Source organism: Bacillus sp. SJS (assembly GCF_000732485.2).
GTDB lineage: Bacteria > Bacillota > Bacilli > Bacillales > Bacillaceae > Metabacillus_B > Metabacillus_B sediminis.
Genome location: NZ_JAQV02000031.1, coordinates 374,639 through 392,985, shown reverse-complemented (window position 1 = coordinate 392,985; position 18,347 = coordinate 374,639). Strand labels below are relative to the sequence as shown.

The following is an 18,347-nucleotide window of genomic DNA, read 5'->3' as shown; positions in this document are numbered from 1 at the left end:
TTACTGGCGGCTGTTTATTTGTCAAACCCAATTCTTACAGGCGGTGTTGCATACTCTGCTTTTAATCGTGAGATCCTGCTTTGTTTTGGAAAACCCATTGCATAGAGATTTGCTGCTTTTATATCCAGTGAGAGGGCTGGATGCTCAAATGAATGAACATTCGTGATTAACGGCACTTTCACATTCTTTTTTATGCTTCCTAAATAACGCTGCCCGGTTGGGTTCATCCCCAAAACTCTAATATAAGGACTTCGTTCTCCATTTACGGCTTCTTCCATCTGCCTATTTGTCGTTCTCATTAACACATGAACACACATTCGCTGAAGTCTTGTCCATGTATACCGCTTAGTTTTTAGCTGTTCCATAAATTCCTGAAATGATGAGCTTTCTTTGAGGGCGGACCTTAGACGATTTTCCAAACCTTCCTCGACCTCATATATTTCAGAAAGCTCCTTACCCGTCATGGATAAAGCGTTATATTGCAGATATGGAAAGTATCGATCCCAGCTGAGGAATGGATTGCCCTCATTTGACCAGCCGGATAGAATGCGATACGTGGATTCCGGAACAAATGGCTTTATTTCATTTATCGTTCCATTTCCGCTGAAAATGGCTTTGCGGAGACTGGTAGCACTCGCGATTTTTCCTGACGGAAGCTCTTCATCGTGATAGCCCGCTGAAGTCCGCTGGATGGTTTGAGCCCTCATCGGACTTCCTTGCTCAAGAATAGAGGTAACATACTGAAAGCCAAGTATATTGTTCGGTTTCGTCAGATCAGCCAGATCTCCTTTAGAGCCATTGATGGCCTCAAATGAAAGGGAGAGAGCCTTTGGATAGCTCAGACCCTGTTTCATGTATTCTTTAATGCTCGACCTGTATTTTTCTTCATGTTGAGAGATTTGATTGATTGAATTGAAAAAAGGCTCAATTTTTCCATCCTCGCTGCCAAAGCACAGATGAGAAGCACCGAGCATATCCAAAATTGAAACAGCCCCGTTTGCGAACGTACTTGCTTTTTGAGAAGAATAAACGTAAGGCAGCTCTACTGCTAAGTCAGCACCTGCCTCCAGAGCCATTCTTGCACGCTCCCATTTAGGCAAAAGAGCAGGCTCGCCTCGTTGGAGGAAGGTTCCGCTCATGACGGCAATTGTAACATCGGCTTGAGCCGCCTTTTTTGCTTCCTGCATATGATATAAATGTCCGTTGTGAAAAGGATTGTATTCAACAATAAGCCCTAAAATATTCAATTAGAGTGGCTCCTTTATTTTGAATTCCGGGTCATTCATATGGTAGAGTATTCATACAGTATATCCAACATAAAACACACTTCTGCGAAAGTGTGATATAATGCTGAATATTGTGCCCGGCATGTATGGAAAGACGGCTTGAATGACTATATTATAGTGTAAAGAAAAAATATTGACAAATGGAATAGTGAAAGCTATAATTACCTTTGTTGCCTTGAGGTGATACCTAATGAAATGGTTAATCAACCAGTTATATCAATATCAAAGCAAAGGATTGGAATTGGACGAGAAAATCGATCTCACCGAGCTCATCAATGAGCATAAAGACGTGAGAGATATTTCGCCTGTCCATGTAACCGGCAGAGCCGCGATCCAATCGGATAAAGCAACGTTTCAGCTGACTGTAACAGGGGTCTTGACTCTTCCATGTGCCAGAACGCTTGTAGATGTTCGATTCCCTTTTCATATTGAGACGACTGAAGTATACCTATTGAAACCGACAGACTATGACGAGGAACTTGAAGGAGAAATTCATACGCTTGATAGCGATGAAGTTGATTTAATTCCAGCAATTAAAGAATTGATTCTTCTCGAAATTCCAATGCAGGTCTTCAGCGACAGCGTTAACGAAGAAGGAGCCGCCCCTCAGGAAGGCAAGGACTGGAAGGTCGTGTCTGAAGAGGAAAACAAAAACAAAGTGGATCCAAGAATGGCTGAACTGGCCAAATTCTTCGATAACAATAATGAAAGCTAAAGGCTGATTTTTAGCTTTAAACCAGATGATCGGATTTACGCCGTCTTCATCCAGTACATGTAAGTTTAACACTCTTTAAGGAGGTGGGAAGAATGGCTGTACCTTTTAGAAGAACTTCTAAAACAAGAAAAAGATTGCGTCGTACACACTTCAAATTGCAAGTGCCTGGTATGGTAGTATGCCCTAACTGCGGTGATATGAAATTGTCTCACCGTGTCTGCAAAGCTTGCGGAACATACAAAGGAAAAGAAGTAGTGGAAAAATAAGACCATAAAGAACCCGCTCAAAGCCCAGTGCTTCGGAGCGGGTTTTTTGTTGTCTGGAATTTGTGTTGTCAGACAAACGAGGAAAAGAGCGGCTTGTCAGACGAAGTTGTCAGACAAACGAGGAAAAGAGCGGCTTGTCAGAAGAAGTTGTCAGACAAACGAGGAAAAGAGCGGATTGTCAGACGAAGTTGTCAGACAAACTAGGGTAAGAGCGGTTTGTCAGACGAAGTTGTCAGACAAACGAGGGTAAGAACGGTTTGTCAGACAAAGTAGTCAGACAAACGATGAAAAGAGCGGTTTGTCAGACAAAGTAGTCAGACAAACGAGGGTAAGAGCGATTTGTCAGACGATGTTGTCAGACAAACGAGGAAAAGAGTGGCTAGTCAGACGAAGTTGTCAGACGAACGAGACAAAGAGCGGTTTGTCAGACAAAGTAGTCAGACAAACGAGGAAAAGAGCGGTTTGTCAGACAAAGTAGTCAGACAAACGATGAAAAGAGCGGTTTGTCAGACAAAGTAGTCAGACAAACGAGGAAAAGAGCGGTTTGTCAGACGAAGTTGTCAGACAAACGAGGAAAAGAGCGGTTTGTCAGACAAAGTAGTCAGACAAATGAGGAAAAGAGCAGCTTGTCAGACAAAATTGTCAGACGAACGAGACAAAGAGCGGTTTGTCAGACAAAGTAGTCAGACAAACGAGGACAGGAGCAGCCTGCCAGTTAAACCACAGTTTCTGTCCTGCAATACAAAAGGGTAAGCACCAAAATGAATCCGTTTTCATAATCCCGGTGATATAATAGTTTTATATACATAACAGGGGTGGTTATCGTGGAAAACAAGGTACTTGTTTCAGATGTTGGAGATGGGATGATCGAAGTAAGACTTAATCGTGCTGAGAAGCGGAATGCAATAGATTTTGGTGTAATGGAGGAACTGGAAGCTTTTTTGGATCAGTATGAACAGGATGATCAAGTGCGGGGGCTTATTCTGACAGGATCCGGAGACGCAGCCTTTTGTTCAGGAGGTGATCTTTCAGCGTTCCATTCTTTAAAAACAGAAGAGGAATCATTTAGGATGCTTCATAGAATGGGAAAGATTCTTTACCGTTTTGCTATGTTCCCGGCACCTGTTTGTGCTCTTATAAATGGAACGGCTGTAGGTGGAGGCTGCGAGCTTGCAATGGCAGCGGATATCCGATATGCAAAAAAGGGAATCCGTATGGGCTTTATTCAAGGAACGCTATCGATTACTACCGGCTGGGGCGGCGGCTCTTTATTAATGGAAAGAGTGGATTCATCCAAAGCCATCGGTCTTCTATGTTCAGCGAACATATATGGTGCTCATGAGCTCCTTCAAAAAGGAGTCCTGGATGAAATATTGCCGGAACCCATTTTCCAGGAAGAAGGAGTGCAATACATAAAAACCATGCTAGCGAAAAATCCAGCTGTTACAAGGGCTTATAAAACGATTCAAGTACGAAAGCTGAAAAGCAGTCAGCTGTGGGAGAGGATGGAAGAAGAAATTCGCCAATGTGCAAGATTATGGGGAAAAGAAGAGCATCATCATGCGGTGGATCTGTTTTTTAAAAGGAAATAAGAATTTTTCAGTTCCCGCATTAAGGAGGCTTGGGAATGCTCCTTTATGGCCGGAAAATTGTAACCTGGAGATGTTCATTAGCAAAATGGATTTCCTTCGTCTCTTAATAACCTTTGGATCCGCAGCCTGACGTCCACACCATATCAACTCCGCTTTTGTTTTAGTACATAGTCTATCGAATCTATCATCAGCATATGTATATGAAAACGATATTGGGGGGAAATGGGGATGACGGCTACAAGACAGGATGCTTGGACGCAGGATGAGGATCTTTTGCTTGCTGAAGTGGTGCTTCGCCATATTAGAGAGGGCGGGACCCAGCTGGCTGCTTTTGAAGAGGTGGGCAGACATTTGTCCAGGACGGCCGCAGCGTGCGGATTCAGGTGGAATTCATATGTGAGAAAACAGTATAAGTCCGGAATTGATCATGCGAAAAGGCTTCGCAAGGAGTCTAGAGGGAAATTGGAACCTGTTAAGGAAGCGAAGGAGATTACGTCCGTTTCGGATGACAAAAACGGGCTGACGATAAAAGAGATTGTGAAATTTTTAGAAGCCTATGATGATTCAGAGGATGCGAGAGTTTTAAAGGAAAGCAACCAGCTTCTTTCGGATAAAGTGCAGAAGCTTGAGCAGCAGGTTACGATTCTGGAGAAGGAAAAGCAGATTCTGCAGAATCAGCTCTTGCTAGTGGAGGAAGACTATCAGTCGCTTATTGAAATTATGGATCGTGCCAGAAAGATGGCCATTTCGCAGGAAGATGAACGGAACCGTAAAGTGAAGTTTCAGATGGATCGAAACGGGAACCTTGAGAGAATAGAAAAATAGCCAGGACTAACGAACAGGACCGCTCGTTGAGAGCGGTCCTGTTCGTTTAAGCGGATTCAGAGGAATGGCGGGAGGCGTCCGGCGACCAGAGAAGCGGGTTTTCCCCTTTATCCCGGTCCATATCGTATTTAACAGCTTCGAAATTCATTTTACTCCAGAAATCTGCGGATTTGACACGTGGATTCGTTTTGATCGGAAGCTTAAATGATTTTGCGAATTCCACCAGGGATTGGCCATATCCCTCCCGCTGATAATCGGGAAGAACCTCAAGCTTCCAAAGCTCTAAATAATCCTGCTGTGGAGAAAAATATTGATCAAATTTTTTATCAACTCTGTAAAGACTCATCCGTGCAACCAGTTTTTCTCCGAAATAGATTCCGTAAAACGGGGAGTCACTGTCATTCTCAATGATGTTTCCTTCAAGATCCTCAAGCATGGATAGCTCTTGAAGTCCGTATTCTTTAAATCTTTTAAACTCTTCAAGTGTTTTGTAGTTAATAAGAAGGCGTTCAACCTTATGCATATTTTTTCCCCCTTGATGCAGATGAAAAGTAATAAAATTTTAAATTTATTGACTAATCCCATTATACCATGTATTCAGTACTTTTCACAAAGGGTTAGGAAACGCTTTCAAAAAAATAAAGGATATTGCATTATATTGTAGAAACATATATTTGAAGATGGTCTTTTTTAAACTGGGGGTGGGAATCGTTGAAAAAAGTATTGATTGCAAACAGGGGAGAAATTGCCTCGCGGATCATTGAAACGTGCAAGCAGATGGGGATTGAGACGATTGCTATTTTTTCAGATGCGGATCAGGACCTGCCGTATGTAAAGGAAGCGGATTATTCCTTCCGCATTGGTGAGGCGCCTGTAGGGAAATCATATCTTCTCGCAGATTCTATTTTGGAATTAGCGGTGAGAGAAGGGGCAGATGCCATCCATCCGGGTTATGGATTTCTCTCGGAGAATAGTGATTTTGTCCGAAAAACAGAGGAACTTGGATTACTGTTTATTGGACCATCGTCTGATGTGATTGAAAAAATGGGCGATAAGGTTCTTGCAAGAAAAACCATGATGGAAGCAGGAATACCCGTAGTGCCGGGCAGTGAGCTTAGTTTGGACACATTGGAGCAGGCTGCTGAGAAAGCAGAACAAATCGGCTATCCTGTGATGCTGAAAGCTAGCGGGGGCGGAGGCGGAATTGGCATGCATCTTTGCCAGGAAAAATCAGATCTTGAAAAAGTCTATGCATCCGCCAAAAACAGAGCAAAAGCTTACTTCGGTAATGACGAGGTTTTTATTGAAAAGTATATTGCTGAGTCCCGCCATATTGAAGTTCAAATATTCGGGGATATGCATGGGAATATCGTTCACTTGTATGAAAGGGAGTGCTCGGTTCAGCGCAGAAATCAAAAGGTAATTGAAGAAGCGCCGTCTCCAAGTATTTCAGAAGAAACACGCGGAAAAATATGCAAAGCAGCCGTTCAGGCAGCTCTCCATGTGGGCTATAGGAACGCGGGGACCGTCGAATTCATAATGGATGATCAGGAGCAATTTTATTTTCTTGAAATGAATACCCGCCTGCAGGTGGAGCACCGTGTGACTGAAATGATTACAGGGCTGGATTTGGTAAAGTGGCAGATTCTGGCTGCCAGAGGAGAAACTCTTCCCCTCAATCAGGGTGAGATCCGTAAAATTGGCCATGCATTTGAATTCAGACTTTATGCAGAGGACCCGGAAAAATTCATTCCGTCACCTGGAAAATTGAATGTGTTTACATACCCTGAGCCATCAGGTTTCATTTTGGACCGGACCTATACAGAAGGAAATCAAATTACGCCATTTTATGATCCCCTAATCGCAAAAGCGGTTGTATATGGTGAAACTCGTGAAGCAGCTATGGAAAAAGCGGCCGAAGTTTTTAAAGGAATGCAAATCGAAGGGGTTAAATCCAATTTGCCTTTGTTTGTAAAGGTGATAAAGGACGAAGAGTTTAAATCAGGCCAGTACACTACATCATTATTAAAAAAATCAAAAATCGTCGGGTAAAGGATGGGACAAACATGAAAGAAGTTACAGCAAGCATGGCAGGTACAGTATTAAACGTATTAGTTGAAGCAGGTGCAGCCGTGGCATCGGGACAGGATTTACTGATGCTTGAATCAATGAAAATGGAGATTCCTGTTGAGTCTGCTTATTCAGGAACAGTTAAGGAAATAAAAGTTCAAATGGGCGATTTCGTAAACGAAGGGGATGTCCTCGTTTTACTAGAGGATTAAGGGGGGCTTTGCAATGAAAATGGTAGAGCTGAACGATCAATTAAAGCAAAAAATTGCTCAAGCAGAAGCAGGCGGTCATCAAAAATATCATGATAAATCCCGAGAACAGGGGAAACTTTTTGTCCGGGACCGGCTGAAACAGCTTTTTGATAATGGCCAGTATTCGGAGGACGGCAAGTTTGCGAATCACCTTGCAGGAGATCTTCCGGCTGATGGAGTGGTAACGGCGATTGGACAGATACACGGGCAAACCGTATGTGTGATGGCTAACGATTCAACAGTTAAGGCAGGTTCCTGGGGAGCAAGAACTGTCGAAAAAATTATCCGGATCCAGGAGACGGCAGAAAAATTAATGGTGCCGCTCCTGTACTTAGTGGATTCAGCCGGAGCAAGAATTACGGATCAGCTGGATATGTTCCCAAACCGGAGAGGCGCAGGAAAGATTTTTCATAATCAGGTCAGGCTATCCGGAATGATTCCGCAGATTTGTTTGCTATTTGGCCCTTCTGCAGCTGGAGGAGCTTATATTCCTGCATTCTGTGACATTGTGATTATGGTGGAAGGAAATGCTTCCATGTATCTTGGTTCGCCGCGCATGGCAGAGAAGGTCATTGGGGAGAAGGTATCGCTTGAGGAAATGGGAGGAGCCAGAATGCATTGCAGTATAAGCGGCTGCGGTGATGTGCTCGTATCTACTGAGGAAGAAGCAATTGCTGAAGCCCGGACATACTTGACGTATTTTCCGGCTAATTTTAAAAACAGGCCAACCGAAACAGAACCGGCGGCTCCGGTAAGTGAAAAATTGCTGTCTTCGATTATTCCGGAAAATCAAAATGCTCCATTTGATATGTATGACGCAATTGATTCATTGATCGATGGGGGCAGCTTTTTTGAAATTAAAAAGCTGTTCGCACAGGAGTTAATCACGGGACTTGCCAGGATTGACGGAAAGCCTGTAGGCATTGTTGCCAATCAGCCGCGTGTTAAAGGCGGGGTGCTTTTCGTGGATTCAGCTGATAAAGCGGCAAAGTTTGTTGCATTATGTGATGCCTTTCAAATTCCGCTGCTTTTCCTTGCAGATGTACCAGGTTTCATGATTGGAACGAAAGTGGAAAGAGCGGGAATCATCCGCCACGGGGCAAAAATGATTGCAGCCATGAGTTCTGCCACCGTGCCGAGAATTTCTGTTATTGTAAGGAAAGCATATGGAGCAGGGTTATATGCGATGTCAGGTCCGGCATTTGAACCGGATTGCTGCATTGCGCTTCCGTCAGCGCAAATTGCCGTAATGGGACCTGAAGCCGCTGTCAATGCGGTTTACTCCAATAAGATTAATGAAATAGAGGATCCAAAAGAACGACTGAAATATGTGATGGAAAAGCAGCAGGAATACAAAGAAACAATCGATATATACAGGCTTGCATCAGAAATGATTATTGACCATATTGTTGGAGCGGATGATCTGCGACAGGAATTGATTATCCGGTTTAAACAATATGAATCAAAGGAAGAACCGCTGCCTTACCGTAAGCACCCGGTTTATCCGGTCTAACTAGGAAGAGATGACCTGTATACTTGCACAAGTAAGCTGCCTGCAGCTAGTGTGCAGGGCAGGTCATCTTTTTTTCATGAAGTGCACCAAACGGATGTTTCGCTGTATTAATTTTTGGTATGATTAGGGAAAAAGGGGGCTTGCCATATGAAAGTCGGAATAATTGGCGGCGGAGCGATTGGCTTATTATTTGCAGCCTATTTAAATCGGAATCATCAGCTTACCGTCTATACAAATACAGAAGCGCAGGCAGCCGAAATACGAAATCAGGGGATTGCGGTTATTAAAGATGGAAAAACTGAAATCAGTTATCCTCATGCTTCTTCTGCCAGGCATTATGAAGAGAATCTGCTGATTGTGACTGTCAAGCAATTTCACCTCCCTTGCATCCTCAATCATCTTTTCCCCGAAGAACCAAAAACCCTTCTCTTTTTACAAAATGGAATGGGGCACATTAAGAGTTTGTCTAATTTAAAAGGACACACCATTTACACTGGCTCGGTTAGTCATGGCGCCGAAAAAAAAGGAGAAAGGGAAGTTCAGGAAAACGGCATCGGAACTACAATCTTCTCACCCTTTCCAGAAGGAACCGGCAGTGAAATGATTGAATCTCTCAGCACAGCGGATTTTCCGTTTGTCTATCGTTCTGGCTGGTATGAAATTCTTGCCGGAAAGCTGCTCGTAAATGCATGCATTAATCCGCTTACAGGGCTGCTCAATGTCCGTAATGGCCAGCTCATAGAAGATCCTCATTATCATCTTTTGCTAAAACAAGTTTTTGATGAGGTTTTCCCGGTTTTGGAACTTGGGGATGAAGCCGCTCAGTGGAAAACAATAGAGGATATATGCAGAGCAACATCCAATAACGTGTCGTCAATGCTTCAGGATTTGCGTATGGGCAGAAAAACTGAGATTGATGCAATAGCAGGCTATGTCCTGGATTTGGCATCAGATAAAAACATAACGGCTCCAATTCTTTCGTTCTTAACGAACGCAATAAAAGGAATGGAAAACAACTAAAGGGGAGCGGATGCTGGTGAAGGGACTAGTTTCAGTATTACTCGGTGCTGCAGCGTTTGCACCTGCTATATGCTTTGTGCTGTTAATCTTCACTTTGAAAGCTGTGACTGGAAATGGGAAAAAGGCTTTGCTCGCTGCATCTGATTTAAGTGTGTTCCTCTTTTTCTTCTCAGTATATATAAAAATGACCACAATCTGGGAGATGTCTTCCTTAATCTATTTGTACTGGAGTTTGGTTGGCTGGTTCCTCGTGTTCATACTATTCTTTGCGATGGCTAAATGGAAAAGGCCAAGGAAAGCTTTGAAAAAGATGTGGAGACTATCCTTCTTAGTATATTTCATAGCGTCCTTTATTTTATTGTTTTATGGCGCCGGTCTTTATATCCTGAATGAACTCAACTAGCTTACCGAAACGTATTTTTTAACAAAGCCATCAATAAGTGCTATACTTTTTGACGGAATGCATTTTTAACCGAGAAAGGAAGTACATCATGGAGATATTTGAGTTCTCCCTGCAATCGGCGAATCCGTTTGTCAATGCAATGATTGAGAAAACGTTAGATATTCATACATATTTTGACTATGACATCAGCCAGGAAGATGTCTATACGAAGAGGCGTGATGACCTTTTAAAGCGGTCATTTAACCGGGAAGAATTATGCTCTTATTTAAAATCCTACAATGAAAAATTTCAGGCTCCTGCCGCAATGAGGAATATTGAACGGCTGCTTGATGAGAAAAGCACCGTTGTAGTAGGCGGGCAGCAGGCTGGGTTGTTAACCGGTCCGCTATATACCATTCATAAGGTCATATCCATCCTTGCTTTGGCCAAACAGCAGGAGGAGAAGATTGGATCTCCGGTTATCCCCGTGTTTTGGGTAGCGGGTGAGGACCATGATTTTGATGAAATCAATCATGTTTATATTCAAAAAAATGATCGGGTGAAAAAGAAAGCCATCAGTCAGCGGTATTTGAATAAGCGGTCTGTAGCCTATGCGGAACTCGATCACGCAGCCTGTAAAAGGTGGATGGAAGAAGTCATTCAGTCCTTTGGAGAAACACAGCATACAAAAGGGCTTTTAAAGAAACTCACTATGTATATGGAGAAGTCCTCTACTTATACCGAATTTTTCGAATGGCTGATTATGGATCTATTTGGCTCAGAGGGGATTGTGCTGATTCAGTCTGCAGACGCAGGTCTTCGTGAGCTTGAAACAGAGTATTTCTCTGCTATGATTCATAAAAATGATAAACTTGCGCGGGGTGTAATGGATCAGCAGCAAATAATCAGAGAAAATGGATTCTCGCCCATTATCGAAACGGTTTTTGAAAGTGCCAACCTGTTTTATGAAGCGGATGATGAGCGGCTTCTTATGCAGCGCCTCGAATCAGGCGGATTTGCAGATAAAGAAAATCGAATCTCCTTCACAAAGCAGGAGTTTTTGGGCGAGTTAGCTGCCTGTCCAGAGAAATTCAGCAACAATGTTGTGACAAGACCGATTATGCAGGAGCTTGTTCTCCCTACTCTGGCTTTTATTGCGGGTCCAGGTGAGCTTTCCTACTGGGCGGAATTGAAGCTCGCCTTTGAAACAATGGATATTAAAATGCCGCCGGTCGTGCCAAGATTAAATGTAACCATTCTGGAGCGTTCAATCGAAACTGACTTGAAGGATATTCAAGTGGGCATCCCTGAAGCATTAAACGGAAACCTTGCTAAAATGAAGGAACAGTGGCTGATTAATAATCAGGAGATTGAAGTTGATGGGCTGGCAGATGATGCTATTCGTGAAATTACCCGAATTCATGATCAGCTTACAAATAAAATTGCTGGAGAATATCCCGGTATGGAAGCTTACTCTCATAAGAACAAGCAGTTCATCGTTAGGCAAATAGACCTGTTGAAGAAAGAAACCAAGAAGAACATTGAATTGAAACACCATCACATTTTAGCGAAATTTGACAGGGCAGAATGGGCTATTTCTCCGGAAGGCAGTCTGCAGGAAAGAATCTGGAACATATATTACTATTTAAACAAGTACGGAAGTCAATTCCCGCAAAATCTTGCAGGTTTGTCATATTCCTTTAATAATCAACATAAGGTTGTCAAAATTTAACGTAATTTTTTTAAAAATCCTGTGCTGTACAGGGTTTTTTTTTGTTTTCAAAACGTGTAGAATGGGAAGTGGAGATAAGTGGGGGAAAGTGGTGAGTTTGGGAGAGAGAGTGGGGACAAGGCATGTTCATGGGGGAATATCAGCACACAATCGATGCAAAAGGCCGCATGATCGTCCCAGCAAAATTCCGTGATGGGTTAGGTGAGTCATTTGTCCTAACAAGAGGGCTGGACCAATGTCTATTCGGCTATCCCATGACAGAGTGGATCATCATGGAAGATAAACTCAAAACTCTGCCGCTTACTAAAAAAGACGCTCGGGCGTTTACACGATTCTTCTTTTCAGGTGCAGTTGAATGTGAACTGGATAAACAGGGGCGGATTAATATTGCATCCCCTCTGCTGAATTACGCTAAGCTTGAAAAAGATTGCGTTGTCATTGGGGTATCAAATCGAATTGAACTATGGAGCAAGCCGATTTGGGAAGACTATATAGACCAGCAGGAAGACTCTTTCGCAGAAATTGCTGAAAACATGATTGATTTTGATATATAATGAATCATTGTGCATGTGCTGCGAAGGATACGAATCGGGCTGCATATTGTATCATTCGAATTTGATAAAAAGGTGGGTTCATCCATGTTTGAACATAAAACAGTATTACTGAAAGAAACGGTAGATGGTCTGAATATTAAACGTAACGGTACATACGTTGATTGCACTCTTGGCGGTGCAGGCCACAGTGAATACCTGCTTTCACAATTATCTTCAGAAGGCAGATTGTTCGCTTTTGACCAGGATGACACAGCCATTGAAAATGCAAAACACAAACTTGCGGAATATGAAGGACAGGCCATCCTCATCAAAAGCAATTTCAGGCACATTAGAGAAAAGCTTGCAGAGCAAGGCGTGGAAAAGGTAGACGGGATTCTCTTCGATTTAGGCGTTTCCTCTCCGCAGCTGGATACTCCTGAAAGGGGCTTCAGCTATCACCATGATGCACCCCTTGATATGAGAATGGATCAGCAATCTGACTTGTCCGCATACGATGTTGTGAATCATTGGAGCTATGAAGATCTTGTTAGAATCTTCTTCAGATATGGGGAAGAGAAATTTTCCAAGCAAATTGCCAGGAAAATTGAAGCAAGACGTGAAAAGGAACCCATAAAAACGACGGGCGAGCTTGTGGAACTGATTAAGGATGGCATTCCAGCTCCTGCAAGACGTACGGGAGGACATCCGGCTAAACGAATTTTCCAGGCGATCCGCATTGCTGTCAATGATGAACTGAAGGTGTTTGAAGAGGCGATTGAACAGTCTATTGAGCTTCTGAATCCGAAAGGGAGAATAAGTGTCATCACGTTCCATTCCCTTGAAGACAGAATTTGCAAAACGACATTCAAACAGGCGGCTGAGCTTCCGCAGCTTCCGCCAGGACTGCCGGTTATTCCAAAAGAATTTGAGCCGAAAATTAAACTTGTCACGAGAAAGCCGATTCTGCCAGCTGAAGAGGAGCTGACCGATAATAACCGGTCACGTTCCGCCAAACTTAGAATTGCAGAAAAAATAAAATAATCGGCCGATAAATAGAGAGAAAAGCCTTTGATGGAAAATCAGCAAAAGTAAAATATGAGAAGGTAGAAGAGGAGGTCCAGCCATGAGTAATTTAGCTGTTAAAGTTAATCAGCGCGCACAGGAACAAACGACACGCCAATCGCAGCCCCAGTCTCAGCCAAAAGCAATGCCGGTCAAAAGAAGACTGCCGATTACGCTAGGGGAAAAGGTCCTGATTGTCCTTTTTGTCCTTGGACTGGCAGCAGCGAGCATTCATCTTATCGCAAACAGTGTGGCCTCCTATAAAGCCAGCATGGATATCCAAAAGCTGGAGGCACAGGTTGATGCTCAAGGCAAGACAAATGCCGATCTGCAGATCCAAGTGAAAGAATTGAGCAATTATGAGAGAATTTGGGAAAGAGCGAAAGAGCTTGGACTGACTCTTAACAAAAACAACGTAAAGGTTGTTCAGGACTAGAGCATGCTGAAAAAGAATAAAAACATGAATAGAGGAGCAGCCGTATTAGCAACATTTTTTGCGGTGCTCTTCTTTATCATTACAGGCAGATTTTTGTACATTCAGCTGACTGGACAAGTTGATGGGCAGGTGCTTGCTGCGCGCGCAGCACAAAAATATGAAAAAAAGCAGATTCTGGAAGCGTCGAGAGGCTCGATCCTCGATCGAAACGGAGAAGCCATTGCGGAAGATACGTCAGCATATACGCTCGTAGCGATCCTTGACGAGTCATTGACATCGGATCCCAAAAAGCCCCAGCATGTGGTAGATAAAGAAACCACAGCAGAAAAGCTTGCTCCGATTCTGGATATTGACACGTCTAAAGCTCTTGAAATTCTTCACAAAGATGCAAAGCAGGTGGAGTTTGGTGCGGATGGAAGAAATTTAAGCCAAACTGAAAAGCTTAAAATCGAAAAGTTAAAGCTGCCAGGTATTGCCTTTATGAAGAATCAAAAGCGTTTTTATCCGAATGGTGTTTTCGCTTCTGACATTATTGGCTACGCTCAAAAAAATGAAGAGAACGGCGTTACCACTGGAATGCTGGGGCTTGAAAAAAGCCTGGACAGTTACCTTCAGGAAAGGGACGGATCCATAAAATACAATAGTGATCATTATGGCTGGAAGCTTCCTGGGACACGTGATGAAATTACACCTCCCGATAATGGAAGCGATATTTATCTGACGCTTGATCAAAAGATTCAGACCTTCCTTGAGGATGCAATGAATCAGACTGTAAAAGAATACAGTCCGAAAAAAATTATGGCTGTTGTAGCAGATCCAAAGACAGGCAAAATCTTAGCGATGAGCCAGCGTCCCAGCTTTAATCCCAACACGAGAGACATTTCCAATTTTAATAATGATATAATCGGATACCCGATTGAGCCGGGATCAACAATGAAAATGTATACTGTGGCATCTGCTATAGAGCAGGGTGTGTATAAAGGCAGTTCAACCTATAAATCCGGCAGCTATAAAATCGGCAGCAAGGTTATTAAAGACCATAATAAAACCGGCTGGGGATCAATCACCTATGATGAGGGCTTTGAGCGCTCATCAAATGTAGCGATGATCAATCTGGCAATGAAACTCGGTCCGGATGCTTATAGCAGCTATATGAAGAAATTCGGTTTTGGACAAAAGACAGGAATTGATCTGCCGGGTGAGAAAGCCGGTACGATCAATAGTGACAGTAAAATTTCATTGGCAACCGCCTCATTCGGCCAGGGTTCTACAGCTACGGTCATTGAACAAATTCAGGCTGCAACCGCTATTGCCAATGGAGGCAAGCTGATGAAGCCATATCTGATTGATCAGATCGTGGATGCCGACGCTAATAAAGTAATAAAAAAGAATGAACCAAAGCAGATTAGCCGGCCTATTTCAGAAGCAACGGCTGCTCAGGTCCGCGATTTGATGGGGAAGGTCGTAACTTCTAAAAACGGTACCGGTAAGCCTTTTGCGATTGAAGGCTATGATGTAGCGGGGAAAACGGGTACAGCACAAATTCCTGGAGATAACGGACGCTATATGAGCGGAAAAGAAAACTTCATTTTCTCCTTCATGGGAATGGCGCCAAAAGATGATCCGGAGCTGCTCGTGTACGTAGCTGTCCAGCAGCCTGAGCTTGAGCCGACTGAAATCGGATCGATGCCTGTTTCCTCTATTTTTAAAACAGTTATGCAGAACAGTTTGCAGTATTTGCAGATTCAGCCTGAAGAAGGTAAAGGAAAAGAGAATGATTCTGCACCTAAAGCGCAGGATCCAGTGATGGAATCTTATATTGGGAAAAACGCAAAGGATGCTGCCAAACTTCTTGAATCAAGTGCGTATCAACCACTTATTCTTGGCTCCGGTCCTTCTGTTGAGGCCCAATCCCCTTCAGAGCGGACTGTGATTTCAAAAGGGGAAAGAGTATTTCTGCAAACGGGCGGAAAAGTAAAAATGCCGGATCTTTCCGGATGGTCCAAGCGGGATATTATGAAACTGGCTGACTTGCTTCAGTTAAGAGTTTCATTTTCCGGACAGGGTTTTTCAGCCAAGCAGAGTATACCTAAAGGGACAATTGTCAGTAAGGAAACTCTTTTAACCGTTGAATTAAAGCCGCCTTCATAAAACGGGATGTACTGTTCAGGAAAGTCAGTTTTATAGCTCCTCTCACATTTTTAGATTGGATGTGTTTTGGCTAATTTCCGCTGCAGGATGCTCAAGCTTTAGCGGGGCGGGCGGTGAGCCTCCGCGGCGCAAGCGCCTGTGGGGTCTCACCTGTCCCGCTGCTCTTAGCAAGGAGTCGCGCACCTTCCGCTCCAATCAGCCTAACCCATAATTGTTCATAGTACCTATGTCAAAACCAAAACCCCCGGAATGCTCACAAAGCGTTCAGGGGGTTTTTGGTTCAAGCATTTCCTCTCAGCACGACTTATTAAACGCCTCTCTTTTTATGAAGAGATACTGATTGCTTTCCTGATGCAGTCCCCGGCCTGTTCTATTGTCCTTTGTACAAGCATATAGTGGGAGGAGCATAGACAAGGAGTGATGTTTGGTGCGGGTATCTCAGGTTACCGTCAGAAAAAGGCTTGCCGCTGTTTTGCTGATAGGTGTGCTTGTATTTGCTGTGATAGATGTAAGGCTCGGATATGTCCAATTCATACTCGGTGATAAGCTGACTGCAGGAGCAAAGGATTTGTGGAGCCGTAATCTTCCATTTGAACCTGAACGGGGAGAAATTTTGGACAGGAATGGTGTAAAGCTTGCTACAAATATCAGTGCGCCTACGGTATATGCCGTGCCAAGACAGGTGGAGAATCCTGCAGAAGCGGCAGAAAAGCTTGCGCCGGTATTGAATATGACTGCGAAGAAAGCGTATGATTTTCTGACAAAAAATGAAATGATTGTCACGCTGAAGCCGGAAGGCCGGAAAATTTCCCATGAAAAAGCGGGAGAGGTCAGAGCTCTTGGCATTAAGGGTGTTTATATAGGAGAGGACAGTAAACGATATTATCCGAATGGCAGCTACCTATCTCATGTACTCGGATTCGCAGGGATTGATAACCAGGGGCTGCTTGGACTTGAAGCAGTATATGATAAAGAGCTTAAAGGCGAAAAGGGTTTTGTTAAATTTTATTCAGATGCAAAAGGAAAACGAATGCCGAATGAAGCGGATGATTATAAATCCCCAACAGACGGCCAGACTCTGAAACTTACAATTGATTCCAAGGTGCAGACAATCATGGAGAGGGAGCTTGATCTTGCTCAGGCACAATATAACCCCGATGGAATGATTGCAATTGCCATGAATCCGAAAAATGGTGAAATTCTGGGGATGTCTTCAAGGCCGGATTTTGATCCCGCTCATTATCAAGATGTAAAACCAATTGTATACAACCGCAATTTGCCTGTATGGAGCACATATGAGCCCGGATCTACATTTAAAATTATTACTCTCGCTGCAGCATTAGAGGAACAAAAGGTCGATTTGGAGCACGATCATTTTCATGATCCTGGATCGATTGAGGTAGCGGGAGCCAGACTGAAGTGCTGGAAGAGGGGCGGACACGGTTCGCAGAGTTTTTTGGAAGTTGTTCAGAATTCCTGCAACCCAGGATTTGTTGCATTGGGTCAGCGCTTAGGGAAAGAAAAGCTGTTCAAATATATTAAGGATTTCGGATTTGGCCAAAAAACGGGAATTGATCTGCAAGGTGAGGGAAGAGGAATTCTTTTTAATCTTGACAGAGTCGGACCAGTGGAACAGGCAACAACAGCATTTGGACAGGGAGTTTCGGTAACCCCGATTCAGCAGGTAGCCGCTGTTTCAGCTGCGGTTAATGGAGGGATTTTATATACTCCGTACGTAGCAAAAGAGCTGGTTGACCCAGTGACCGGAAAAGTAACGAGCAAAAAAGCTCCAGTAGAGAAGCGCAGAGTCATTTCTGAAGAAACCTCCAAGAAAATCCGATACGCGCTGGAAAGCGTAGTAGCTGGCGGGACAGGTAAAAATGCTTTTGTAGAAGGGTACAGGGTAGGAGGGAAAACAGGAACAGCCCAGAAGGTAAGCAATGGAGTTTATTTAAAAAACAATTTCATCGTTTCCTTCATTGGCTTTGCTCCAGCAGATGATCCAGAACTTGTCGTCTATGTAGCCGTTGATAATCCAAAAGGAACTGTTCAATTCGGGGGAACGGTGGCAGCTCCGATTGTCGGCAATATTATGAGAGACAGCCTTCCTGAAATGGGTGTTAAGCCGCGTAAAGATCAGATGGATAAAGTATACAAATGGGGAGACATAAAGTCCGTTGAGGTTCCGAATCTTTTAGGGATGGAAATGGATGAACTGAGAGAACAGCTTTTGAATGTCAAATTTGATGTAGCGGGCAACGGCGAGGTTGTAGTCCAGCAATCACCGGCAGCTGGAACGAAGGTTAAAGAGGGTTCGTCTATACGTGTATTTATGGGAAACCCATAATCCGGTTTTATTTAAAAAACACCCGCAAGTGAAGCCCACCTTGGAGCAATGCCGCTCGTCCATGGATAAGCGGATATCCTAAAGCGGCACTTTTTCATATCAATCCTTAAATAGTGGATTAGCTGTTGTCTAAAGGCGAATCAGTCTGGTTGAGCGCAGTCAAAGC

18 protein-coding genes are annotated in these 18,347 nt (G+C 43.5%); 16 read left to right on the top strand and 2 right to left on the bottom strand.

Going from position 1 to position 18,347, the window contains the following annotated elements; all coding sequences use genetic code 11:
• Window positions 1-14 precede the first annotated feature (14 nt).
• Window positions 15-1,247 (bottom strand): nucleotidyltransferase, encoded by a 1,233-nt coding sequence (locus AS29_RS19485; protein WP_035412988.1) that lies wholly within the window; start codon window positions 1,245-1,247, stop codon window positions 15-17.
• Between the two features lie 229 nt (window positions 1,248-1,476).
• Here AS29_RS19485 and AS29_RS19480 point away from each other — a divergent pair, with 229 nt between their 5' ends.
• The 5 genes from AS29_RS19480 (at window position 1,477) to AS29_RS19465 (ending at window position 4,684) form a co-directional block, all read left to right on the top strand.
• A complete protein-coding gene (locus AS29_RS19480; RefSeq protein WP_035412985.1) occupies window positions 1,477-2,001 on the top strand; it encodes a YceD family protein in 525 nt (174 codons plus the stop codon).
• A 92-nt stretch (window positions 2,002-2,093) separates the two neighbouring features.
• Window positions 2,094-2,267: a 50S ribosomal protein L32 gene (gene rpmF, locus AS29_RS19475; protein WP_035412984.1), complete on the top strand. Its 174-nt coding sequence runs from the start codon at window positions 2,094-2,096 to the stop codon at window positions 2,265-2,267.
• Window positions 2,268-2,606: 339 nt separating this feature from the next.
• A complete protein-coding gene (locus AS29_RS21455; RefSeq protein ID WP_197491632.1) occupies window positions 2,607-2,786 on the top strand; it encodes a hypothetical protein in 180 nt (59 codons plus the stop codon).
• A gap of 305 nt (window positions 2,787-3,091) precedes the next feature.
• A complete protein-coding gene (locus AS29_RS19470) occupies window positions 3,092-3,859 on the top strand; it encodes an enoyl-CoA hydratase/isomerase family protein (protein ID WP_051860850.1) in 768 nt (255 codons plus the stop codon).
• A gap of 228 nt (window positions 3,860-4,087) precedes the next feature.
• Window positions 4,088-4,684, top strand: coding sequence for an RsfA family transcriptional regulator (locus tag AS29_RS19465; protein ID WP_035412982.1), 597 nt, complete (start codon window positions 4,088-4,090; stop codon window positions 4,682-4,684).
• 46 nt (window positions 4,685-4,730) lie between these two features.
• On the opposite strand, the gene AS29_RS19460 is transcribed toward AS29_RS19465, so the two are convergent.
• A complete protein-coding gene (locus AS29_RS19460; RefSeq protein ID WP_035412980.1) occupies window positions 4,731-5,207 on the bottom strand; it encodes an N-acetyltransferase in 477 nt (158 codons plus the stop codon).
• Window positions 5,208-5,395: 188 nt separating this feature from the next.
• On the opposite strand from AS29_RS19460, the gene AS29_RS19455 reads away from it, so the two are divergent.
• From AS29_RS19455 to AS29_RS19405, 11 genes are all read left to right on the top strand, one after another.
• Window positions 5,396-6,736 carry an acetyl-CoA carboxylase biotin carboxylase subunit gene (locus tag AS29_RS19455; RefSeq protein ID WP_035412977.1) on the top strand — a complete coding sequence of 447 codons (1,341 nt, stop codon included), beginning with the start codon at window positions 5,396-5,398 and terminating at the stop codon, window positions 6,734-6,736.
• A 14-nt stretch (window positions 6,737-6,750) separates the two neighbouring features.
• Window positions 6,751-6,966, top strand: coding sequence for an acetyl-CoA carboxylase biotin carboxyl carrier protein subunit (locus tag AS29_RS19450; protein WP_035412975.1), 216 nt, complete (start codon window positions 6,751-6,753; stop codon window positions 6,964-6,966).
• Window positions 6,967-6,979: 13 nt separating this feature from the next.
• The gene (locus AS29_RS19445) at window positions 6,980-8,518 is read left to right on the top strand and encodes an acyl-CoA carboxylase subunit beta (protein WP_035412972.1); all 1,539 of its coding nucleotides are present in this window, start codon (window positions 6,980-6,982) and stop codon (window positions 8,516-8,518) included.
• A gap of 147 nt (window positions 8,519-8,665) precedes the next feature.
• A complete protein-coding gene (locus tag AS29_RS19440) occupies window positions 8,666-9,538 on the top strand; it encodes a 2-dehydropantoate 2-reductase (protein ID WP_035412969.1) in 873 nt (290 codons plus the stop codon).
• Between the two features lie 16 nt (window positions 9,539-9,554).
• Entirely contained in the window at window positions 9,555-9,941 is a 387-nt protein-coding gene (locus AS29_RS19435; RefSeq protein ID WP_197491631.1) for a DUF3397 family protein, read from the top strand.
• Between the two features lie 88 nt (window positions 9,942-10,029).
• The gene (bshC, locus tag AS29_RS19430; protein ID WP_035412964.1) at window positions 10,030-11,652 is read left to right on the top strand and encodes a bacillithiol biosynthesis cysteine-adding enzyme BshC; all 1,623 of its coding nucleotides are present in this window, start codon (window positions 10,030-10,032) and stop codon (window positions 11,650-11,652) included.
• A 122-nt stretch (window positions 11,653-11,774) separates the two neighbouring features.
• Window positions 11,775-12,206 carry a division/cell wall cluster transcriptional repressor MraZ gene (gene mraZ / locus AS29_RS19425; RefSeq protein WP_035412961.1) on the top strand — a complete coding sequence of 144 codons (432 nt, stop codon included), beginning with the start codon at window positions 11,775-11,777 and terminating at the stop codon, window positions 12,204-12,206.
• An 84-nt stretch (window positions 12,207-12,290) separates the two neighbouring features.
• Window positions 12,291-13,226, top strand: coding sequence for a 16S rRNA (cytosine(1402)-N(4))-methyltransferase RsmH (rsmH, locus tag AS29_RS19420; RefSeq protein WP_035412955.1), 936 nt, complete (start codon window positions 12,291-12,293; stop codon window positions 13,224-13,226).
• A gap of 82 nt (window positions 13,227-13,308) precedes the next feature.
• Entirely contained in the window at window positions 13,309-13,683 is a 375-nt protein-coding gene (ftsL, locus tag AS29_RS21675) for a cell division protein FtsL (RefSeq protein WP_035412952.1), read from the top strand.
• A 3-nt stretch (window positions 13,684-13,686) separates the two neighbouring features.
• Window positions 13,687-15,834, top strand: coding sequence for a penicillin-binding protein (locus AS29_RS19410; protein ID WP_035412949.1), 2,148 nt, complete (start codon window positions 13,687-13,689; stop codon window positions 15,832-15,834).
• Between the two features lie 427 nt (window positions 15,835-16,261).
• The gene (locus AS29_RS19405) at window positions 16,262-18,181 is read left to right on the top strand and encodes a stage V sporulation protein D (RefSeq protein ID WP_035412945.1); all 1,920 of its coding nucleotides are present in this window, start codon (window positions 16,262-16,264) and stop codon (window positions 18,179-18,181) included.
• Window positions 18,182-18,347: the final 166 nt, after the last annotated feature.